This window comes from Stenotrophomonas acidaminiphila (genome assembly GCA_002951995.1).
Lineage (GTDB): Bacteria > Pseudomonadota > Gammaproteobacteria > Xanthomonadales > Xanthomonadaceae > Stenotrophomonas > Stenotrophomonas acidaminiphila_A.
The window spans coordinates 1,148,527-1,170,679 of sequence record CP019797.1 but is presented as its reverse complement, the minus strand read 5'-3'; the positions used below and the strand labels follow the sequence as shown (position 1 = coordinate 1,170,679).

General features: G+C 70.1%; 17 protein-coding genes and 2 pseudogenes. 11 read left to right on the top strand and 8 right to left on the bottom strand.

Features of this window, described 5'->3' with window-relative positions:
- Positions 1–146: 146 nt before the first annotated feature.
- From B1L07_05125 to B1L07_05115, 3 genes are all read left to right on the top strand, one after another.
- Positions 147–692: an N-acetyltransferase gene (locus B1L07_05125; protein ID AUZ54588.1), complete on the top strand. Its 546-nt coding sequence runs from the start codon at positions 147–149 to the stop codon at positions 690–692.
- Between the two features lie 308 nt (positions 693–1,000).
- Positions 1,001–4,471 carry a transcription-repair coupling factor gene (locus B1L07_05120; protein ID AUZ54587.1) on the top strand — a complete coding sequence of 1,157 codons (3,471 nt, stop codon included), beginning with the start codon at positions 1,001–1,003 and terminating at the stop codon, positions 4,469–4,471.
- A 92-nt stretch (positions 4,472–4,563) separates the two neighbouring features.
- Positions 4,564–5,190, top strand: a complete 627-nt coding sequence (locus tag B1L07_05115) for an HD family phosphohydrolase (protein ID AUZ54586.1) — start codon at positions 4,564–4,566, stop codon at positions 5,188–5,190.
- A gap of 18 nt (positions 5,191–5,208) precedes the next feature.
- Here the strand turns inward: B1L07_05115 and B1L07_05110 are convergent, their stop codons facing one another.
- A complete protein-coding gene (locus B1L07_05110; protein AUZ56464.1) occupies positions 5,209–6,675 on the bottom strand; it encodes a cardiolipin synthase in 1,467 nt (488 codons plus the stop codon).
- Positions 6,676–7,353: 678 nt separating this feature from the next.
- Here B1L07_05110 and B1L07_05105 point away from each other — a divergent pair.
- Entirely contained in the window at positions 7,354–7,683 is a 330-nt protein-coding gene (locus B1L07_05105) for a hypothetical protein (GenBank protein AUZ54585.1), read from the top strand.
- 177 nt (positions 7,684–7,860) lie between these two features.
- Here the strand turns inward: B1L07_05105 and B1L07_05100 are convergent.
- From B1L07_05100 to B1L07_05090, 3 genes and pseudogenes are all read right to left on the bottom strand, one after another.
- A pseudogene (locus B1L07_05100) lies at positions 7,861–9,959 on the bottom strand (peptidase).
- A gap of 113 nt (positions 9,960–10,072) precedes the next feature.
- Complete coding sequence (locus tag B1L07_05095) at positions 10,073–10,552, bottom strand: hypothetical protein (protein AUZ54584.1); 480 nt, start codon at positions 10,550–10,552, stop codon at positions 10,073–10,075.
- Positions 10,553–10,739: 187 nt separating this feature from the next.
- The gene (locus B1L07_05090; GenBank protein AUZ54583.1) at positions 10,740–11,111 is read right to left on the bottom strand and encodes a hypothetical protein; all 372 of its coding nucleotides are present in this window, start codon (positions 11,109–11,111) and stop codon (positions 10,740–10,742) included.
- Positions 11,112–11,286: 175 nt separating this feature from the next.
- Here B1L07_05090 and B1L07_05085 point away from each other — a divergent pair, with 175 nt between their 5' ends.
- The gene (locus B1L07_05085; protein AUZ54582.1) at positions 11,287–11,673 is read left to right on the top strand and encodes a hypothetical protein; all 387 of its coding nucleotides are present in this window, start codon (positions 11,287–11,289) and stop codon (positions 11,671–11,673) included.
- Positions 11,674–11,818: 145 nt separating this feature from the next.
- On the opposite strand, the gene gpmA is transcribed toward B1L07_05085, so the two are convergent.
- Positions 11,819–12,568, bottom strand: coding sequence for a phosphoglyceromutase (gene gpmA / locus B1L07_05080; GenBank protein ID AUZ54581.1), 750 nt, complete (start codon positions 12,566–12,568; stop codon positions 11,819–11,821).
- Positions 12,569–12,674: 106 nt separating this feature from the next.
- On the opposite strand from gpmA, the gene B1L07_05075 reads away from it, so the two are divergent.
- The 4 genes and pseudogenes from B1L07_05075 to B1L07_05060 all read left to right on the top strand — a co-directional run bounded on the left by B1L07_05075 (position 12,675) and on the right by B1L07_05060 (position 15,810).
- Positions 12,675–13,358: an endonuclease V gene (locus B1L07_05075; protein AUZ54580.1), complete on the top strand. Its 684-nt coding sequence runs from the start codon at positions 12,675–12,677 to the stop codon at positions 13,356–13,358.
- 91 nt (positions 13,359–13,449) lie between these two features.
- A pseudogene (locus tag B1L07_05070) lies at positions 13,450–14,321 on the top strand (hypothetical protein).
- 83 nt (positions 14,322–14,404) lie between these two features.
- Positions 14,405–15,121, top strand: a complete 717-nt coding sequence (locus B1L07_05065) for an aquaporin Z (protein ID AUZ56463.1) — start codon at positions 14,405–14,407, stop codon at positions 15,119–15,121.
- A gap of 227 nt (positions 15,122–15,348) precedes the next feature.
- Positions 15,349–15,810, top strand: coding sequence for a hypothetical protein (locus B1L07_05060; GenBank protein ID AUZ54579.1), 462 nt, complete (start codon positions 15,349–15,351; stop codon positions 15,808–15,810).
- Between the two features lie 48 nt (positions 15,811–15,858).
- Here the strand turns inward: B1L07_05060 and B1L07_05055 are convergent, their stop codons facing one another.
- Positions 15,859–16,710, bottom strand: a complete 852-nt coding sequence (locus tag B1L07_05055; protein AUZ54578.1) for a hypothetical protein — start codon at positions 16,708–16,710, stop codon at positions 15,859–15,861.
- Between the two features lie 231 nt (positions 16,711–16,941).
- Here B1L07_05055 and B1L07_05050 point away from each other — a divergent pair, with 231 nt between their 5' ends.
- Together B1L07_05050 and B1L07_05045 are read left to right on the top strand one after the other, a co-directional pair.
- On the top strand, positions 16,942–19,008 hold the full coding sequence (locus tag B1L07_05050) for a carbon starvation protein A (GenBank protein AUZ54577.1): 2,067 nt from the start codon (positions 16,942–16,944) through the stop codon (positions 19,006–19,008).
- Positions 19,008–19,232: a hypothetical protein gene (locus B1L07_05045; protein ID AUZ54576.1), complete on the top strand. Its 225-nt coding sequence runs from the start codon at positions 19,008–19,010 to the stop codon at positions 19,230–19,232. Before B1L07_05050 ends, B1L07_05045 begins: the two co-directional genes overlap by 1 nt.
- A gap of 92 nt (positions 19,233–19,324) precedes the next feature.
- Here B1L07_05045 and B1L07_05040 read toward each other — a convergent pair whose 3' ends face one another.
- Positions 19,325–20,578, bottom strand: a complete 1,254-nt coding sequence (locus tag B1L07_05040; GenBank protein AUZ54575.1) for a hypothetical protein — start codon at positions 20,576–20,578, stop codon at positions 19,325–19,327.
- Positions 20,579–20,761: 183 nt separating this feature from the next.
- On the bottom strand, positions 20,762–22,015 hold the full coding sequence (locus tag B1L07_05035; protein AUZ54574.1) for a hypothetical protein: 1,254 nt from the start codon (positions 22,013–22,015) through the stop codon (positions 20,762–20,764).
- Positions 22,016–22,153 lie beyond the last annotated feature (138 nt).

Here is a 22,153-nt window from a genome sequence, read left to right as displayed (position 1 = left end):
GGCCAGCGCGCGACGGCGGTGGCCGCGGCGGACCTGCCGGCATGGCGCGTGGCCCCTGGGCGGCCCCGCTCGCCACGGTTGAATCACGTTCACAGAACCTCACGCCACAGGTGCAAGAATCGGTGGACTCTGGAGGAACCGCAGTCATGGCTACCCGCAACCGCATGCCCCCGTGGCATGAAAACTTCAAGGCACCCAGCGGCCGGGAACTGCTCATCCGTCCCATCCGCCCCGAGGACGGTGCCCCGCTGCAGGGCGCATTCGCGCTGTTCGGGCCGGAGGAAGTCCGCGACCGATTCCTGCAGGCCGTTGACGTGCTGTCGGACGAAACCGCCCAGCGCCTGACCCATCCCAATCCCAAGACCGAAATCTCGCTGGTCGCGGCCGAGCCGCTGCCGCCGGGTGAGGCCGTGGTCGGCGCGGTGGCCCGCGCCTCGATCATCCCCGGCACCCGCGACGCCGAGTACGCCATCCTCGTCAGCCGCTTCCTGGCCGGCCAGGGCCTGGGCCGGCAATTGATGCGCAAGCTGGTCAAGTGGGCGCGCGGCAAGTACCTGGACCGCATGTACGGCGACATCGCCCAGGACAACGAACCGATGCTGCAGTTGGCCGCTTCGCTGGGCTTCAAGCAGGTGCCGCATCCGTCCGGCACCCCGGGCCTGGTGCGCATGGTGCTGGAACTGGCCAACTGAGGGCCAGGAGTGAGTGAAGAGGAGTGATGAGTGAGAAAAAGCAGGAGCAGAAGCCGTCATCTCCGCGACGGCGGAGATCGCTCTTGCCCCACAGGTGGCTGAAGCGCGGGAGTGAGCGAAAGGAGTGAGAAGAGGCAGGAGCGGGAAGCAAGCGCGATTTCCACCTTCGCGGGAAGGACGGCTTTGGCTTTCAACCCCGGCCTTGGCCGTTGCCGTTGCCCCTTCTCACTACTCACGCATCTTCACTTGCCCCTGCTTTTTCTCACTCATCACTCCTCTCCACTCACTCCTATAAAATCAGCGACGTCATGTCGCTCCCCACCTCCTATCCCGTTCCGCCGCTGCCCCGTGCGGGCCAGCTCCGCGCCTGGTGGCGCGCCCCCGCATCGACCAGCGCGCTGGCCTGGCACGTGGCCCGTGCCGCGCAGGCGCATGGCAAGCCGCTGTTGCTGGTCACCCGCGACAACCACGGTGCGCACCAGGCCGTGGCCGACCTGCAGACCCTGCTGGGCGACGACGCCACGCTGCCGGTGGTGCCGTTCCCGGACTGGGAAACCCTGCCCTACGACCAGTTCAGCCCGCACCCTGACATCATTTCCCAGCGCCTGGCCGCGCTGCACCGGCTGCCGGGGCTCACCCATGGCATCGTGGTGGTGCCGGTGCAGACCCTGCTGCAGCGGCTGGCGCCGCTGAGCTACATCGTGGGCGGCAGCTTCGACCTGCGGGTCGGCCAGCGCCTGGACATGGACGCGGAAAAGCGCCGCCTGGAGAGCGCGGGCTACCGCCACGTGCCGCAGGTGATGGATCCGGGCGATTTCGCCGTGCGCGGCGGCCTGCTCGACGTCTACCCGATGGGCGCCGACGCGCCGCTGCGGATCGAGCTGCTGGACGAGGACATCGACTCGATCCGCGAATTCGACCCCGAATCGCAGCGTTCGCTGGACAAGGTCGCGGCGGTGAAGATGCTGCCCGGCCGCGAAGTGCCGATGGACGAGGCCAGCCTGGCGAAGGTGCTGGCCACGCTGCGCGAGCGCTTCGACGTGGACACCCGCCGCAGCCCGCTCTACCAGGACCTCAAGGCCGGCGTGCTGCCGTCGGGCATCGAATACTTCCTGCCGCTGTTCTTCGAGCGCACCGCCACCCTGTTCGATTACCTGCCCAGCGGCTTCCTGACCGTGGTCGCGCCCGGCGTGGGCGAGGCCGCCGACGCGTTCTGGGCGCAGACCGGCAGCCGCTACGAGCAGCGCCGCCACGACATCGAACGGCCGCTGCTGCCGCCGGAGGAGATCTACCAGTCGCCGGACAGCCTGCGCGAGCAGTTCAACCGGCAGCCGCGGGTGGACGTGTGGCCGGCCGACCACCCGCGCATCGCCGAAGCGCAGGCGCTGGGCGACCAGCCGCTGCCGCCGCTGCCGGTGGCGGCCAAGGACGCCCCCGCCGGCCAGGCGCTGAAGTCCTTCCTCGAGCACTACCCCGGCCGGGTGCTGGTGGCGGCCGACTCGCCGGGCCGCCGCGAGGCGCTGCTGGAAGTGCTGCAGGCCGCCGACCTGCGGCCGCCGGTGGTGCCCGGGCTGCCGGCGTTCCTGGCCGCCGACACGCCGCGCTTCGCGATCACCGTGGCGCCGCTGGACGACGGCTTCGCCCTGGCCGAGCCACCGCTGGCGGTGCTCACCGAGCGCCAGCTGTTCCCCGAGCGCGCCGGCCAGCCGCGCCGCAGCCGCCGCGCCGGGCGCGAGCCGGAGGCGATCATCCGCGACCTCGGCGAACTGACCGAGGGCGCGCCCATCGTCCATGAGGACCATGGCGTCGGCCGCTACCGCGGGCTGATCGCGATGGACGTGGGCGGCATGCCCGGCGAATTCCTGGAGATCGAGTACGCCAAGGGCGACCGCCTGTACGTGCCGGTCGCGCAGCTGCATCTGATCAGCCGCTACTCCGGCGCCTCGCCGGAAACCGCGCCGCTGCATTCGCTCGGCGGCGAGCAGTGGGCCAAGGCCAAGCGCAAGGCCGCCGAGAAGGTGCGCGACGTCGCCGCCGAGCTGCTGGAGATCCAGGCCCGGCGCCAGGCCCGCGCCGGCCTGGCGCTGGACATCGACCGCGCCATGTACGAGCCGTTCGCCGCCGGCTTCCCGTTCGAGGAAACCCCGGACCAGCTGGCCGCGATCGAGGCCACCCTGCGCGACCTGCAGTCGTCGCAGCCGATGGACCGCGTGGTCTGCGGCGACGTCGGCTTCGGCAAGACCGAGGTGGCCGTACGCGCCGCCTTCGCCGCCGCCAGCGGCGGCAAGCAGGTGGCGGTGCTGGTGCCCACCACGCTGCTGGCCGAACAGCACTACCGCAATTTCCGCGACCGCTTCGCCGATTACCCGCTCAAGGTCGAAGTGCTGTCGCGCTTCAAGAGCACCAAGGAGATCAAGGCCGAGCTGGACAAGGTGGCCGACGGCAGCATCGACGTGATCGTCGGCACCCACCGGCTGCTGCAGCCGGACGTGAAGTTCAAGGACCTGGGCCTGGTCATCGTCGACGAGGAGCAGCGCTTCGGCGTGCGCCAGAAGGAAGCGCTCAAGGCGATGCGCGCCAACGTGCACCTGCTCACGCTCACCGCCACGCCGATCCCGCGCACGCTGAACATGGCCATGGCCGGGCTGCGCGACCTGTCGATCATCGCCACCCCGCCGCCGAACCGGCTGGCGGTGCAGACCTTCGTCACCCAATGGGACAACGCGCAGCTGCGCGAGGCGTTCCAGCGCGAACTGTCGCGCGGCGGCCAGCTGTATTTCCTGCACAACGACGTGGAGAGCATGGGCCGGATGCAGCGCGAACTGTCCGAGCTGGTGCCCGAAGCGCGCATCGGCATGGCCCACGGGCAGATGCCCGAGCGCGAGCTGGAAAAGGTGATGCTGGATTTCCAGAAGCAGCGCTTCAACGTGCTGCTGGCCAGCACCATCATCGAGTCGGGCATCGACATCCCCAACGCCAACACCATCATCATCAACCGCGCCGACCGCTTCGGCCTGGCCCAGCTGCACCAGCTGCGTGGCCGCGTCGGCCGCTCGCACCACCGCGCCTACGCGTACCTGGTGGTACCGGACAAGCGCTCGATCACCCCCGACGCGCAGAAGCGGCTGGACGCCATCGCCTCGATGGACGAGCTCGGCGCCGGCTTCACCCTGGCCACCCACGATCTGGAGATCCGCGGCGCCGGCGAGCTGCTCGGCGAGGACCAGAGCGGGCAGATGGCCGAAGTCGGTTTCAGCCTCTACACCGAACTGCTGGAACGCGCGGTGCGTTCGATCCGCTCCGGCAAGCTGCCCGACCTGGACGCCGGCGAGGAAGTGCGCGGTGCCGAGGTCGAGCTGCACGTGCCGGCGTTGATCCCGGAGGATTACCTGCCCGACGTGCATACCCGCCTGACCCTGTACAAGCGCATTTCCAGCGCGCGCGACAGCGCCGCCCTGCGCGAACTGCAGGTGGAGATGATCGACCGCTTCGGCCTGCTGCCGGATGCGGTCAAGCACCTGTTCGCCATTGCCGAGCTCAAGCTGCAGGCCAATGCGCTGGGCATCCGCAAGCTGGAACTGGGCGAGAACGGCGGCCGCATCGTGTTCGAGGCCAAGCCCGACATCGACCCGATGGCGGTGATCCAGCTGATCCAGAAGCAGCCCAGGCTCTACCAGATGGACGGCCCGGACAAGCTGCGCATCCGCCACCCGTTGCCGGAAGGCGCGGACCGCTTCAACGCCGCCCGCGCGCTGCTGGCCACCCTGCGCCCGGCGTGAGCGGATGAGAGGTTTGCCAGGAACGGGGGCGGCGAGGACAATAGCCGCCCTCCTCCCGGCCAGGCCGTTTTCCCACTGCGGTGCGGCGCTCCATGTCTTCGACCTTCTCGGCCCCGGGCCTGTCCATTCCCCTTGAAAACGACAGCTGCGGCATCTCCGTGCTGGCCGCCGCGCTGGACGAGCGCGACAGCTACACCGACCAGCACTGCGACCGGGTTTCGCTGCTCGCCCATGGCCTGGGCGAACGCTGCGGCCTGTCCGGCGCGCAGCTGGAGCAACTGGCGCTGGCGGCGCGCTTCCACGACGTCGGCAAGATCGGCATCCGCGACGACGTGCTGCTGCATCCCGGCCGCCTGGACGAGCCGCGGATGGAGAAGATGCGCACCCATCCCGAGCGCGGCGCGCGCCTGTTCGCGGCCACCGGCCGCGACGACGCCGCCGCCGTGGCGCGGCTGATCCTGCACCACCACGAAGCCTGGGACGGCAGCGGCTATCCGCACGGCCTGCAGGGCGAGGAAATCCCGCTGGAGGCGCGCATCCTGACCATCGCCGACGGCTACGACGCGCTGACCTCGCGCCGTCCCTACCGGGGCCCGATGCACACCGACGACGCGCTGGCGATCCTCAACCGCGAGAAGAACCGGCTGGTCGACGCGCGCCTGCTCGGCGAGTTCCGTGGCCTGCTGCGCGCCCGCGCGCACGCGCGCCCGGCCGGCTGATTGGCCGGGCCGGCGCGCTCACAGCACCGGCGACATCATCGCCACCGCGTTCTGCACCAGCCGCGTGGCGAAGGACCAGCGCTGGACCTGCTCCATGGTCACCGGCACCGACACCGACAGGTAGCGCTGCTGGCGCTGGCGGATCGCCGCGGTCACCCGCGGGTCGGCGACCAGCAGGCTGTTCTCGAAATTCAGCTCCAGGCTGCGCCGGTCCATGTTGGCCGAGCCGACCAGGCTGACCTGTCCGTCGACGGTCATGGATTTGGCATGCAGCAGGCCGAGCGGGTACTCGTGGAGCTCGACCCCGCTGCGCAGCAGGTCGCCGTAGGTGCTGCGGCTGGCCTGCCCCACCAGCCACGAGTCGTTGCGCCGCGGCAGCACCAGCGTGGTGCGCACGCCGCGCCGCGGCGCCGCGCAGATCGCGCGCAGGATCGACTCGTCGGGCACGAAGTACGGCGTGGTGATCACCAGCTCGCGCCGCGCCGCGTAGATGCAGGCCACGTACACGTCGGCCATGACGTTGTGGCGCGCGACCGGCCCGGTCTCGAAGGCCATCGCCACGCAGCCGTCGTCGTGCCACGCCGGGGCCGCCGCCGCGGCGTAGCCATCCAGCCCGGCTTCGCCGCTTTCCGGGATCCAGCCGCTGAGGAACAGGAACTGGAGTTGCGCCACCACCGGCCCCTGGCAGCGCAGCAGCAGGTCGATCCACGGCGCCTGCGCCGGCTTTATCCGGAACTCGGGATCGGCAAGGTTCTGGCTGCCGCAGTAGCCGATGCGGTTGTCGATGACCACGATCTTGCGGTGGTCGCGCAGGTCCATGCGGCTGAACGCCACGTGCTGCAGGCGATGGATGTCGTCCAGCGTCTTGAGCTGCCGGACCCCGGCCTGGGCCAGTTGTTGCCAGCGCGGCCCGTCGATGAAGGCGCGCGAACCCAGCGCGTCGACCATCACCCGGCACGCCACCCCGCGCCGTGCGGCGGCGGCCACCGCGTCGGCCAGGCGGCCGCCGGCGCCGTCGTCGAGCCAGATGTAGACGGCGATGTGCACGCTCTCGCAGGCCTGTTCGATATCGGCGACCAGCGCGTCCAGCGCGCGGCGGCAATCGCGCTCGGGCGCATCGGCCGGGCTGCCCTCCTCGCCCAGCAGCTCCACCCGGTTGCCGCCCACCGCCGGCAGGCCGTTGATGGTGCGCGCCAGTTCCAGCAGCGGCACCGCGCCGTCCACCACCGCAACCGCTGCGGGCGGCGGCGCCAGGGCCGCGGCCGCCGTCATCCGCCGCAGCACCTGTTCCACCCGGCGGAACCGCGCGCGGCCGATGCTGGTCTCGCCCAGCAGCAGGTAGGCGAGCATCCCCAGCCCCGGGGCGAGCATCACCACCGCCACCCAGGCCGCGCGCGAGGCCGGGGTGCGGTTGGCGCGGGTCAGCGCACGCGCGGCGACCAGCAGGTGCGCGGCGAATGCCAGCGCGGCGATTGTCCACTGCAGCGGCGCGTGCGCGCCGCCTGCTTCCGGCACCATGCGTGCCTCCCGTTGATCGATGATCCGCCATCCCGTGGCGTGGCCGATCAATACCACGACCGACCGCGGCCGGCATCTCCGCGGCAGCGCCGCAGCGGCCCCGGTGACCGGCTGCATGCCGCACAATACGCGCCACGGTGAGCGCGGCCGGCCGACCGGCCCTGCGGCTCGCCGCGCGGGATCGCCAGGGAGAGCAATGGATAACCTGCTGTGGTTGACCCTGTGGCTGCCGCCACTGCCGCCACTGCCGGCTTTGGCGGGCGCTGGCAGGGTGGCCGTACCGGCGCGTTTCACCGGGCATTGGGCCGGAAGCCCCGACGCCTGCGCGTCGGACGCGGACAAGCCTGCCCTGCGTATCGCGCCCCGCCCCCTCGCCTGCCGGGAAAGCGACGGTCCGACAAAAGCCGTCGTGGTTCGCGGCGACACCGGGCCGGCGCTGAGCGCCGGGCTGTCCGGCGGGGGTGCGACCTGGCGCGCCGGCGCGGGCTTCCAGCGTTCCGCGGACCGGCGCCGGCGCGTCGCCACCCGCACCGGCCAGCAATGCGTGCGCTACCGGTGTGGCGCACCGGCGCGCGTACCGTCCCACCGCCCCTCCATGCCGGCAGCGCCCAGCCGCATGGCGCATTCCCCACGTCAGGAGACACCGTGAAGTTCCTCTACCTGCTTCTGTGCATCGCCGGCACGGCATTGCCGCTGTCGCAGTTCGTTCCGTGGCTGTCCGCGCATGGCCTCGACCTGCCGCTGCTGGTGCAGCAGGCCACCTCCGGCCGCATCGCCGCCTTTGCCTGGGCGGACGTGCTGGTCTCGGGCATCGCCGTGGCCGTGCTGGTGGTCGCCGAAGGCCGCAGGCTGGCGATGCCGCGGCTGTGGCTGCCGCTGTCGTGCCTGCTGGTCGGGCCGTCGCTGGCGTTGCCGCTGTTCCTGTATCTGCGCGAACGGCATCGCGCGGCGGCGCCGCTTCGCCGGGCGCACTGAGTCGCCCGCGACGGACGCCAGCGCGGGCCGCAGGCCGGCGCTGCGGCCACCGTCGGCAGGACACCGCCATCGCCGCAGCGGGCCCGCCACGCGGGCGTACGCGGCAGCAGACGCCAGAACGCAAAGGCCCGGCATGCGCCGGGCCCTGCGTCGGTTGCCAGCCGCACTACCGGCGGTTTACCAGATGACCACGCGCTTGTCGTCGCCACGCACCATCGCATCACCCGCCTTGCACTGGAACGCTGCGGCGAAGGACGGCATGTTCGACGGCGCACCGTTGGCGCGGAAGTTGGCCGGTGCGTGCGGATCGGTGTTCAGGCGCACGCGCAGCTCGCCCTCGGTGAAGTTGCGGCGCCACACCGTGGCCCAGTTCATGAAGAAACGCTGGTCCTGGCTGTAGCCGTCGACGGCCACGTTCTTCGTCGGGTCTTCCTTGAGCGCCATTTGCAGCGCGTCGTAGGCCACGGTCAGGCCACCGAGGTCGCCGATGTTCTCGCCCAGGGTCAGCTTGCCCTTCACGTTCACCCCGGGCAGCGCCTCGTAGCCATCGAACTGCGCGACCAGCTGGTCGGTGCGGCCGTTGAAGGCGCTGCGGTCGGCGTCGGTCCACCAGTTGTCGAAGTTGCCGTTGGCGGCGAACTGGCTGCCCGAGTCGTCGTAGCCGTGCATCATTTCGTGGCCGATCACCGCGCCGATGCCGCCGTAGTTCAGCGCCGGGTCCGCCTTGGCGTCGAAGAACGGCGGCTGCAGGATCGCGGCCGGGAACACGATCTCGTTCTTGGTCGCGTTGTAGTAGGCGTTGACCGTCTGCGGGGTCATGCCCCACTCGGTCTTGTCCACCGGCTTGCCGATCTTGTCCAGCATGTAGCGGTAGTTGAACGCGCGCGCGGCCTGCATGTTGCCCAGGTAGCTGTCGCCGCGGGTGGCCAGGCCCGACCAGTCACGCCACTTGTCCGGATAGCCGATCTTGGGGTGAAGCTGGCCCACTTCTCCAGCGCCTTCTTCCTGGTTTCCTCGCCCATCCACGGCAGGGTCTCCAGGCGCGCCTTGAGCGCGGCCGACAGGTTCTCCACCAGGTGCTGCATGGCCACCTTGGACTCGGCCGGGAACACCGCGTCCACGTACAGCTGGCCGAGCGCCTCGCCCATCGCGCCGTTGACCGACTCCAGCACGCGCTTCCAGCGCGGCTGCATTTCCTGCTGGCCGCGCAGGGTCTTGCTGAAGAAATCGAAATTGGCCTGCTCGAAGGCCTTGCTCAGGTACGGCGCCGCGTTGTCCACGGTGTGGAAGCGCAGGTAGGCCTGCCAGGTGCTGGCCGGCACCTCCGCCAGCATCTTGTCGAGCTCGGCGAAGAAGCCCGGCTGCGCCAGCGAGAACTTGTCCTTGGCCGGCACCTTCAGGGTGTCGAACAGCGCGGTCCAGCTGAAGTTCGGCGTCTGCCGGTCGGCGTCGGCGGCACTGACCGGGTTGTAGCGCTTGGCCGGGTCGCGCAGTTCGATGCGCGACAGCGACGCCTTGGCCAGCCGGGTTTCGAACGCCATGACCGCCTGGGCCTGTTCCTTGGCCTGCGCGGCCTCCACGCCCGACAGCACCAGCATCCGTTCGATGTAGGCGACATAGGCCTCGCGGATCCCGGCCTGCGATTCGTCGAAGTAGTAGCCCTTTTCCGGCAGGCCCAGGCCGCCCTGGCCGACATAGGCGATGACATTGCCCGAGTCCTTGAAGTCCGGGCTGGCATACAGCGAGAACAGGAAACCCTGGCCCTGGGCGTAGGCCTGGCGCAGGTAGCCGGCGATGGCGGCGCTGTCGTTGAGCGCGGCGATCTTGTCCAGCTCCGGCTGCAGCGGGGTGATGCCGGCGGCCTCGATCGCGGCCTCGTCCGAGCCGGTCTTCCAGATGTCGCCGATCTGCGCCTGCACGGTGCCGGCCTTGGCGTTGGCCGCGGCGGCCTGCTGCACCAGCGCGTGCTGCACCTCCAGCGAGCGCTCGCGCAGGATCTCGAAGCTGCCCCAGGTCACCTGGTCGCCCGGCACCGGGTTGGCCTTGAGCCACTTGCCGTTGACGAAGCCATTGAGGTCGGCGCAGGCCGACACCGCCGGGTCCAGGTCGGCCACGTTGAACGCCACCGACGGGGTCTTGATCTGCGACAGGTCGAACGCCGGCTTGGCGGCCGCGTCGGCGGCGGGCGGTGCGGCGTCGCTGTTGCCGCCGCAGGCGGCCAGCGAGGCGGCGATGGCGACGGTCAGGGACAACGGGACGAGCTTGGAAAGGGTCATGCGGATCTCCGGCCTTGCAGGGAACGCCGCGCCTGCGCGCGGCCAATCCGCGAGCGTAGGCGATGGCGCCCGCCCGCGGATAGGCCGAAGGTCATGCCGCGCCGATGCGCGGCTCAGCCGCGACGCGCGGCCTCGATCGCGGCGATGTCGATCCTGCGCATGCCCATCATCGCCTCGAACGCACGCCTGGCCGCGGCCGGGTCGGGATCGCTGATGGCGGCGGTCAGCGCGCGCGGCGTGATCTGCCAGGACAGGCCCCACCTGTCGCGGCACCAGCCGCAGGCACTCTCCTGCCCGCCATTGCCGACGATCGCGTTCCACAGGCGGTCGGTTTCGGCCTGGTCGTCGGTAGCAACCTGGAACGAGAACGCCTCGCTGTGACGGAACGCAGGGCCGCCGTTGAGGCCCAGGCAAGGGATGCCGAGCACCGTGAACTCGACCGTGAGCACATCGCCCTGGCGGCCGGCGGGGTAATCGGCGGGCGCGCGATGCACGGCACCCACGCGGCTGTCGGGAAACGTCGCCGCATAAAACGTGGCGGCATCCAGGGCGGTACCGTCGTACCACAGGCAGATCGTGTTCTTGCCGGTCATCGCGCTGCTCCTCGTCGGGAAAGGCCTGCCGGCCGGGCAGCGCGCACGCGCCACCGCACCGGCCAGGTGGAGCCTAGCGCAGCATCACGCATCCTGCCGTCATGGTCCGGCGAGCCGACGCGGGCAGTACCTCGGGACCCTTCGCAACCGGCAACCCGCACATCGCGCGGCCCCGGGGCGGCGTGGCTCAGCCGTACCGCACCAGCGCGCCCAGTTCGCGCTCCAGCAGCGCCGGATCGGCGGCATTGAGTTCGATCAGGCGGCGCAGCGCGGTGATGCTGTCCAGGTCGATCTCGTCGCAGCGCAGGCCGACATGGCGCCCTTCCACGTGCACCACGGTGGCCTGCATGCGGATCGGCGTGTCCTGCGACAGTTCGACCTGCAGCTGGCAGCGCTCGTGCAGCCGGCAGTCGCCACCGGGTTCGGCCTCGAACAACGCCCCCTTGAGCGACACATCGTGCACCTGCCCGCCATGGATGCTGCCATCGGCGCGCACCAGCCAGGCCGGGGAATGGAAGGGTGCGCGCCAGAAGTGGCGCCGTTCCGTGGACGTGTTCATGCGCTCCCCCGTGCGTTGGATGGAACAACCGGCCGCAGCATAGCCCGGGCGCCCGGTCTTTCCACAAACCGTTGATCGGAAAGGGCTGTCGTGGATCTGGCGTGTGGCTGTCGTGGCCGGCCGCCACGACGCTGCGGCAGTGTGCCCGCTGCTTTGGCAGCATGGATGCGGTCACATGGACCAGGAACCGATGAAGATCGACAGCAACCGGATCAGGACACTGCGCGAAGCGCGCGGCTGGTCGCAGGAGCATCTGGCGGCCGTGGCCGGGTTGAGCCCGCGCACCGTGCAGCGGTTGGAAGCCGGGGGCAGGGCCGCGCACGAATCGCGGATGGCGGTGGCTGCCGCGCTGGGTGTGGAACCGGAACGATTGCTCGAAGCCGACACGCCGCCGCACGCAGCGACCGCTTCAATGCAGAACCCGGATCACCTTGAAAAGATCATTCCCTGGGCAATGCTCTTTCTGCTGGCATTGGCCTGGTTCGGCTACGGCGTCGGCAAGGATCTCGCCCTGCGCGACAACGCGCGCTGCGCCGACAATTCCGTCCAGTGCAAACGCTGAGCTGCCTCGCGACCGCGCCCGTCCCGTATCGGTACTGAAGGTGCATCGCTGGGCAGTGGGGGCGTCGGGTAACCGGCAGCGGCGGGGACACAAACGAGAACACCCGGCCGCAGCCGGGTGTCTCGATGCTTCAAGCAAGCCGGGGTTACTTCGCCTTGCCCTGGTTGGCCACCGCCTCGGCCGCCTTCTTGGCCGCTTCCGGGTCGCCCAGGTAGCGGAACGACTGCACGCTCAGGTCATCGTTCAGTTCGAACAGCAGCGGGATGCCGGTGGGAATGTTGAGCTCGAGGATCTCCTCGCGGCTGACATTGTTGAGGTACTTGTACAGCGCGCGCAGCGAGTTGCCGTGGGCGGTGACCAGCACGGTCCTGCCGTCCTTCAGCTGCGGGGCGATGGCATCGTGCCAGTACGGCAGCACCCGCTCCAGGGTGGTGGCCAGCGATTCGGTACCCGGCAGCGCATTGCGGTCCAGGCCGGCGTAGCGGCGGTCGTGGATCGGGTGGCCCGGGTCTTCCAGGTCCATCGGCGGCGGCGGGATGTCGTAGGAACGGCGCCATACCTTGACCTGTTCCTCGCCGTGTTTCGCGGCGGTCTCGGCCTTGTCCAGGCCCTGCAGGCCGCCGTAGTGGCGCTCGTTGAGACGCCAGGACTTGTTCACCGGCAGCCAGTCCTGGCCCAGCTCGGCCAGCGCCCCCTGCAGGGTGTGGATGGCGCGCTTGAGCACCGAGGTGTGGGCGACGTCGAACTGCAGCCCTTCCTCCTTCATCAGCCGGCCGGCGGCGGCGGCTTCGCGGCGGCCCTGCTCGGTCAGGTCCACGTCCACCCAGCCGGTGAAGCGGTTGTCGAGGTTCCACTGGCTCTGGCCATGGCGCAACAGCACGAGTTTGCGGGTCACTGCGAAAGTCTCCGGTCGGGGGAAGGCAACGCGCTGATTGTAGCCGCATCGCTCCGCGCGCCCCGCCTGCACTGCGCCGACACGGCGCGCATGGCAGGCTTGCCGCATGCGCTTTCCGCCCCCCGCCGACATCGCCCCCGCCGCCCTGGCCGCGCTGCGCCGCCAGCAGGTCGAACTGGCCGCGCAGGTGCGGCTGGACGACCGCCTGTCGGCGCTGCCGTCGCGCGTGGCCGGGGTGGACAGCGGCTTCGAGGACGAGGGCCGCACCACCCGTTCGGTGGCGGTGCGGGTCGATGGCGGCAGCCTGCAGCCGCTCGAATCGACCCTGGCGCGGCTGCCCACCGCCCTGCCCTACATCCCCGGCCTGCTCAGCTTCCGCGAGCTGCCGGCGGTGCTGCAGGCGCTGGCGCAACTGCGCGAGGCGCCGGAGCTGGTGCTGGTCGACGGCCACGGCATCGCCCACCCGCGCGGGCTCGGCATCGCCGCGCACCTGGGGGTGCTGACCGGCCTGCCCAGCATCGGCGTGGGCAAAAGCCGGCTGGTCGGCGAATACAGCGAACCCGGTCCGCAGCGGGGCGACCATGCGCCGCTGTCGCACAAGGGCCGCCAGGTCGGCTGGGTGCTGCGCAGCAAGCCGCGCTGCAACCCGCTGTTCATCTCCCCGGGCAACCATGTCTCGGTGGAGGCCTGCCTGCCGCTGGTGCTGGCCTGCCTCACCCGCTACCGCCTGCCAGAGCCCACCCGCCTGGCCGACCGCCTGGCCTCGCGCCGCGACCGCGGCGCGGCCTGAGCCCACCGCGGCAACGGTCCGTTACGGTCCCGCCGCCGACAACCGCGTGCGGCGCATGCCATCCTGCCCATCCCCGTACCGGAGCCCGCCCATGACCACGATCATCAGCCCCCGCGTCCATGACCTCGGCGGTTTCCAGGTGCGCCGCGCCGTGCCCACGCTGCAGGCGCGCAGCGTCGGGCCGTTCGTGTTCGTCGACCACATGGGCCCGGCGGTGTTCGCGCCCGGCCAGGGCATCGACGTGCGCCCGCATCCGCATATCGGCCTGGCGACGGTCACCTTCCTGTGGTCCGGGGCCATCGGCCACCGCGACACGCTCGGTTCGGAGCAGGTCATCCGCCCCGGCGACGTCAACTGGATGACCGCCGGCCGCGGCATCGCCCATTCCGAACGCACGCCGCCGCCCGAGCGCGCGCACGACCACCCGCTGCATGGCATGCAGACCTGGGTGGCGTTGCCCAAGGAACACGAGGAAACCGCGCCTGAGTTCCATCACTTCAGCGCGGCGCAGCTGCCGCAGCAGCACCGCGACGGCGCCTGGCTGCGGGTGATCGCCGGCCGCGCCTACGGCGAGGAATCGCCGGTGCGGGTGTTCGCCGACACCCTCAATGTCGCCATCGACCTGGAACCGGGCGCGGAGATCGACCTGGACGCCTCGCACGTGGAACGCGCGCTCTACGTGCTGGAGGGCCAGGCCCAGCTCGACGGCGTGGACATCCCGGTGCAGCACCTGGTGATCCCGGAGCCGGGCGCGCGCGGGCGCCTGCGCGCCATGACCCCGCTCAAGGCGATGCTGATGGGCGGCGAGCCGCTCGACGGCCCCGCCACCTGTGGTGGAACTTCGTTTCCAGCTCGAAGGAACGCATCGAACAGGCCAAGGACGACTGGCGCGAAGGCCGCTTCGGCACCATCCCCGGCGACGACAAGGAGTTCATCCCGCTGCCAGGCCGAGGGCCGGGTTAACGCTTTGGATACGCCGCCCCGCCGGTTCTTGGGTATGTTCGCGGTGCCCATTCCGGGTCATTGCGGGGGAGCGGACGATGAGCATGGGGAAACGACTGGCGGCCGAGTTCCTCGGCACCTTCTGGCTGGTGCTGGGCGGCTGCGGCAGCGCGGTGCTGGCGGCCAAGTTCGGCGGTGACGGCAATCCACTGGGGATCGGTTTCCATGGCGTGGCGCTGGCGTTCGGCCTGACCGTGCTGACCGGCGCGTATGCGTTCGGGCACGTCTCCGGCGCGCACTTCAATCCGGCGGTCAGTCTCGGCCTGTGGGCCGGGGGCCGTTTCGCCGGCAAGGACCTGGTGCCCTACATAGTCGCCCAGGTGCTGGGCGGCCTGCTGGCCGCCTTCATCCTGCTGCAGATCGCGCAGGGCCAGGCCGGGTTCGCCATTGACGGCACCCAGGCCGGCGCCTTCGCCAGCAACGGCTACGGCAGCCTGTCGCCGGGCGGCTACGGCGTGGCCGCCGCGTTCCTGTGCGAGGTGGTGATGACCGCCATGTTCCTGGTGGTGATCATGGGCGCCACCCACGGCAAGGCGCCGGCGGGCTTCGCGCCGATCGCCATCGGCCTGGCGCTGACCCTGATCCACCTGATCAGCATCCCGGTCACCAATACCTCGGTGAACCCGGCGCGCTCCACCGCCGTGGCGGTGTTCGCCGGGCCCGGCGCGATCGGCCAGCTGTGGCTGTTCTGGGTGGCGCCGCTGCTCGGGGCGCTGATCGGCGGCCTGGCCTACAAGTGGGTGGGCAGCGACACGCGCTGACGCCGCCTGCGGCCTGCACCGGCGACGGCCCCCGCGCGGGGCCGTCGTCGTTTCGGCCAGCGGCCGGTTTGCGGCGCCCGGCGTTTTTGTAATACCGTGGAAACACACTTGGCGCGCAACGGGGACGCGCGCATCGGGCAGGGGCAACAGCGCCCGCGGGTGTATCCGATTGCAGACAGACAACATTGCCGCCGCGCCCGCGGTGGCCGGCGTCCGGGGGACAACGCATGCTCAAACACGCTCGTATCGTTGCTTGCGCGCTGCTGCTGGCCGGCAGCGCCGCTGTTTCCGCCCAGCAGGCCGGGCAGTGCCCGCTGCTGCCGTCCGGCAGCGGCCTGCAGTGGCAGGAGCAGGCGCAGAGCGATTTCATCGTCTGCAAGGCCACCACCGGCGATGGCCGCACGGTACTGAACGTGATGCTGACCGGGCGCGACCCGGGGCTGAGCCTGGTGCGTGCGCTGCGCGCCGAAAAGGGCCGTTTCGCCGGCGAGGAACTGTACTGGTACAGGCTGGACATGGGCGGGCGCGACATGCCCGGGCTGGAGACGCGGCGCATCACCGCGGTCAAGCTCGACCGCAACCGCTACGCGCAGATCTGGATCGACGCCGGCGACGCCGCCGAGCTGGCCAGCCTGCAGCAGTTGACCGGCAGCCTCGGCGACGCGACCGCCAACTTCGCCGGCAAGTAACGCCCCGCCGGCGCGGTCCCGGCGGTCATGCCGGGCCGCGCGCGGCGCTCAGAAGCGGCCTTCCTGGTAGTCGATGAAGGCCTGCATCAACTGTTCGCGGGTGTTCATCACGAACGGCCCGTGGCGCGCCACCGGTTCGCGCAGCGGGCGCCCGGCCACCACGATCAGCCGCGCACCGTCGGTGCCGGCGCGCAGGCGCAGCCCGCGACCGCCGCCGAGCACCGCCAGCTCGTGCCGCGCCACTTCACGCGCGGCCTCGCCGTCGCCCAGGGTCAGCCCGCCCTCGAACACGTAGGCGAAGGCGTTGTGCCCGTCCGGCAGGTCGTAGGCCCAGTCACGCCCCGGCGCCAGTTCCACGTCCAGGTACAGCGGATCGGTGGCCGGCTGCACGATCGGGCCATGCACCTCGCCCACCTGCCCGGCGATCACCTTGACCGTGACGCCCTCGGCCGGGGCCACCTGCGGAATGCGGTCCGGGGCGAACTCCTGGTACTTCGGCTCGGTCATCTTGTCGCGCGCGGGCAGGTTCACCCATAGCTGGAAACCGCGCATGCGCCCGGATTCCTGCTCGGGCATTTCCGAATGCACCAGGCCGCGGCCGGCGGTCATCCACTGCACGCTGCCGGGCGTGAGCAGGCCTTCGTTGCCGTGGTTGTCGCGATGGCGCATGCGTCCGTCGAGCATGTAGGTAACGGTCTCGAAGCCGCGGTGCGGGTGCTCCGGAAAGCCGGCGATATAGTCCTCCGGGCGGTCGGTGCCGAACTCGTCGAGCATCAGGAACGGGTCCAGATCGGGCAGCGCCGGGGTGCCGATCACCCGGGTCAGGCGCACGCCGGCACCGTCGGAGGTGGGCATCCCGCGGATGCTGCGCAGCACCCGCGCGAGGTTGTGGTCGCTCATGGTCAAGCCTCCCTTGTGATCTCCCGACAATGGGCGCCGGCCATGGCCGCGCCAATCGCCATCTCCGCAACCGATTGTTCCAGCACCGGCGTCGGTGTCGCGTTGCCGGGCGGTCCCACCCCGGCAGCCGCGCCGGCTAAGACCAAAGTCGCACGCCGCCGGGGCGCCGGAGCGTTGACCCCCGGCCGCGGCGGGAGGACTCTTGCAACGGTCTTCCCGCGAGGTGACTCGATGAAAGGTTTCTCCAAGGCCGGCTGGGCGCTGCTGTCCCTGATCGGCGCATTCTGCCTGGGTGTCGTGGCGCTGCGCCGCGGCGAACACATCAACGCATTGTGGATCGTGGCCGCGGCGGTGTCGCTGTACCTGGTCGCGTTCCGCTACTACGGGCTGTTCATCGCCAACAAGGTGCTGGGCGTGGACCCGACCCGCGCCACCCCGGCGGTGATCCACAACGACGGCCTGGATTACGTGCCGACCAACAAGCACGTGCTGTTCGGCCACCACTTCGCCGCGATCGCCGGCGCCGGCCCGCTGGTGGGCCCGGTGCTCGCCGCGCAGATGGGCTACCTGCCAGGCACGCTGTGGCTGATCGCCGGCGTGGTGCTGGCCGGCGCGGTGCAGGACTTCATGATCCTGTTCATCTCCAGCCGCCGCAATGGCCGTTCGCTCGGTGACCTGGTGCGCGAGGAAATGGGGCCGGTGCCCGGCACCATCGCCCTGTTCGGCGTGTTCATGATCATGATCATCATCCTCGCGGTGCTGGCGATGATCGTGGTCAAGGCGCTGGCCGACAGCCCCTGGGGCATGTTCACGGTCATGGCCACGATGCCCATCGCCATCCTGATGGGGCTGTACATGCGCTACATCCGCCCGGGCAAGATCGGCGAGATCTCCCTCGTCGGCCTGGTCCTGCTGCTGGCGGCGATCTGGTACGGCGGCAGGGTCGCCGCCGACCCGGTGCTGGGGCCGATGTTCACCTTCACCGGCGTGCAGATCACCTGGATGCTGATCGGCTATGGTTTCGTCGCCGCGGTGTTGCCGGTGTGGCTGCTGCTGGCACCGCGCGACTACCTGTCCACCTTCCTCAAGATCGGCACCATCGTCGGCCTGGCGATCGGTATCCTGATCGTGATGCCGGAACTGAAGATGCCGGCGCTGACCCAGTTCACCGACGGCAGCGGCCCGGTATGGAAGGGCGGCATGTTCCCGTTCCTGTTCATCACCATCGCCTGCGGTGCGGTGTCCGGCTTCCATGCGCTGATTTCCTCCGGCACCACGCCCAAGCTGCTGGCCAACGAAGGCCACGCCGCCTACATCGGCTACGGCGGCATGCTGATGGAATCGTTCGTGGCGATCATGGCGATGGTCGCGGCCTCGATCATCGAGCCGGGCATCTACTTCGCCATGAACAGCCCGGCGGCGGTGATCGGCACCGATGTGGCCAACGCCGCGCAGGTGGTCAGCAGCTGGGGCTTCACCATCTCGCCGGAGCAGTTGACCGCTACCGCCGCCGAGATCGGCGAGAACACCATCCTCTCGCGCGCCGGCGGTGCGCCGACCCTGGCGGTGGGCATCGCCCAGATCCTGCACGCGGTGCTGCCGGGCGACGGCATGATGGCGTTCTGGTACCACTTCGCGATCCTGTTCGAAGCGCTGTTCATCCTCACCGCGGTGGACGCCGGCACCCGCTCGGGCCGCTTCATGCTGCAGGACCTGCTGGGCAACTTCGTGCCGGCGCTGCGCCGCACCGACTCGTGGGTGGCCAGCTTCATCGCCACCGGCGGCTGCGTCGCGCTGTGGGGCTACTTCCTGTACCAGGGCGTGACCGACCCGCTGGGCGGCATCAACATGCTGTGGCCGCTGTTCGGCATCGCCAACCAGATGCTGGCCGGCGTCGCGCTGATGCTGTGCGCGGTGGTGCTGTTCAAGGCCAAGAAGGAAAAGTACGCCTGGGTGCCGATCATCCCGGCGATCTGGCTGCTGGTGTGCACCACCGCCGCCGGCTTCATCAAGATCTTCTCCGCCGAGCCGGCGGTGGGCTTCCTGGCGCAGGCGCACAAGTACCGAGACGCCATCGCCGCCGGCAACCTGCTGCCGCCGTCCAAGGACTTCGGGCAGATGCAGCAGGTGATGGTCAACAACTACATCAACGCCGGCCTCACCGCGCTGTTCCTGTTCGTGGTGTTCGCGGTGCTGGTGTATTCGGTCAGGACCATCGCCGCCGCGCGCCGCTCGCCGGTGCGCACCGACCATGAAACGCCGTACGTGGCACTGAAGCCGCACGAGGTGGACCTGTAATGGGCACCGCGCTGGTCCCGGCCGGCCAGCACCAGGCGTTCCGCCGCACCTGGCGGCGCCTGGTGCAGACCGCGCGCCTGTGCTGCGGCGTGCCGGACTACGACAACTACGTGCGGCACATGCGCGAGAAACACCCCGAGCGCGAGGTCATGGACTACAAAACCTTCTTCCGCGAGCGCCAGGAAGCGCGCTTCGGCGGCGGCAAGGGCTTCCGCTGCTGCTGAAGCCCCGGTGCCGGGCCCGGAAGAACGAAGGCCGCCGTGAGGCGGCCTTCGTCATGCCCGGGGTGGCAGCGCCGGATACTAAGTGATGGGCATCAGGCGCCGGCCATCCACTTGAGCATCAACCCGGTGATGTAGGCCAGCACCGTGCCGGTGGCATAGCCCACCGTACCCAGCAGCACGCCCACCGGCGCCAGGCTGGGATGGAACGCCGCCGCAACCACCGGTGCCGACGCGGCCGCGCCGACATTGCCCTGCGAACCGATGGCCAGGAAGAACATCGGCGCCTTGAGCAGGCGCCCGACCACGTACAGCAGCAGCACGTGGGTGCCCATCCAGATCACCCCCAGCAGGAACAGCCACGGCCGTTCCAGCAGCGACAGCAGGTCCATCTGCATGCCGATGCAGGCGATCAGGAAGTACAGGAACAGGGTGCCGATCCGCGAGGCGCCGACCGCTTCCAGTTCGCGCGCGCGGGTGAAGCTCAGCGCCAGGCCGGCGAAGGTAGACAGCATCACCACCCACACGAACTGGTTGTCCAGCGACGCCTGCCTGGCGAAGCTGAGGTTGGCCGAACACCACGCCGCCAGCGGCGCGGCCAGCGCATGCGCCGCGCCCACCACGCCCAGGCCGACGCCGACGATGATCATCAGGTCGGTCAGGGTGGGAATCCGCGCGCTGCGGGCCTGGTAGTCGGCGATGCGCCGCTTCATGTCGTCGATGGCCGAGGTATCGGCGCCGTTGCGCGCATCGATGGACTGGGCGCGCCCGGCCAGCCAGATCAGCGCCGGCATCAGCAGGATGCTGGCGCAGACCACGTCCACCACCGCGAACTGGCCGAAGGTGGTGGCATCGACATTGAAGGTCTCGCGCATCGCGGCCATGTTGGCGCCGCCGCCGATCCAGCTGCCGGCCAGCGCGGCCATGCCGGCCCAGGTATCCCCGGCCACGGTGGGCGGGTGGATCAGCTTCATCGCCTGGAAGGACACCAGCGCGCCCAGCATGATGCCCACGGTGCCGGTGACGAACATCACCAGCAGCTTCGGGCCGAGCCGGGCGATGCCCTTCAGGTCGATCGACAGGGTCAGCAGCACCAGTGCCGCCGGCAGCAGCACGTCGCGGGCGATCGGGTTGTAGAGCTTGGTGCCATGGCCGTCGATCAGGCCGGCGGTGTTGTAGATCGCCGGCACGAAGTAGCACAGCAGCAGGCCGGGCACCCAGGTGAAGACTTTGCGCCAGAACGGGGTCGGCCCGCTGGCCAGCCAGAAGATCAGCGCCAGGGTCGCGGCGATGAGTCCCAGTCCGACGATGTCGTTGCTGATGAGGGCGGGGGTGCTTTCGGTCGGCATACGGCCTGTTCCTGTCGATCGAAGGGAAACAAAAACGCCACGTTGATGACGTGGCGTGGGGGAGCGAAGCCTAGCATGCCGGCGGTGGCGTTGGGCCCGGCGGCGGGAGGCCCTGCCTGCCGCCGCGCGGGGCGATGCCGGTGCGGGCGCCGCCGCGCGGTGGCGGGGAACCGGGCCAAGCGCTCAGCCCGCTCCCGCCATCGCGCGCAGGGTGATGCCGACCACGTAGGCCGCGCCGGTACCCACCGCGTAGCCCAAGGTGCCGAGCAGCACGCCCACCGGGGCCAGCGCCGGATGGAACGCCGAGGCCAGCACCGGCGCCGAGGCCGGGCCGCCGATGTTGCTCTGCGAGGCGATCGCGAAATAGAAGAACGGCACCCGCAGCAGCTTGCCGGCCAGCCACAGCAGCACGATGTGCACGCCGATCCACAGCACGCCCAGGGCGAACAGCCACGGCTTCTCCAGCAGCGCCAGCAGGTCCATCTGCATGCCGATGCAGGCGATCAGGAAGTACAGGAACATCGACCCCCACTTGGAGGCGCCCACGCCTTCGAGCTCGCGCGCGCGGGTGAAGCTCAGGCCCAGGCCGATGAGCGTGGCCAGCAGCACCACCCAGACGAACGGCTTGTCCAGGCTCACCGAGGCCGACCAGCCGACATGCGCGGCGAACCAGGCCGACAGCGGCCCGGCCACCGCGTGCGAGATCGCCACCGCGCCGAACGCCACGCCCGCCATCACCATCAGGTCGCCCAGCGCGGGAATCCGCGCGTGTTGCGCCTGGTAGCTGGCGACGCGGTCGCGCAGGTCGTCCAGGGCGGTGGTGTCCGCGCCGCTGCGCCGGTCCAGCGCCGGGGCGCGCGAGGCGAAGAAGATCAGCACCGCCATCCACACGTAGCCGACGCCGACGTCGACCACCGCGAACTGGCCGAAGGTGGTCGCGTCGACCTCGAAGATCTCCTTCATCGCCAGCATGTTGGCGCCGCCGCCGATCCAGCTGCCGGCCAGCGCGGCCATGCCGCCCCAGGTGCTGCCGGCCACCGTCTCGGGATGGACCACGCCCATCAGCCAGAACGCCACCAGCGCGCCGAGCATGATGCTCAGCACCGCCGCCACGTACATGGCCAGCATCTTCCAGCCCAGGCCGAGGATGCCCTTCAGGTCGATGGACAGCGTGAGCAGCACCAGCGCCGCCGGCAGGAACACGTCGCGTGCGATCGGGTTGTAGAGCCGGGTGGTCTCGCCGTCGATCAGCCCGAAGGTGTTGTAGACCCCGGGAATGAAGTAGCACAGCAGCAGCGCCGGCACGACGCCGTAGAACTTCCTGAGCAGCCGGTTGCTGCTGGTCGATGTCCAGAAAATCGCGCCCAGCGTGGCGGCGATCAGGCCGAACACGATGATGTCGTTGCTGATGAGTGCGCCGGATGCGGCTGCCGTCATCGTCTGTTCCCCTGGTTGCATGAGCGGGGCAACGCCCCTGCCCGATCAAGAAAGCCTGCAGCGCGGCCGCTCCGTGCAGGAGACGGGGATTGCGCAGGACCCATCACCACGGCGACTCCCTCGCCCCCACCCCGCGCG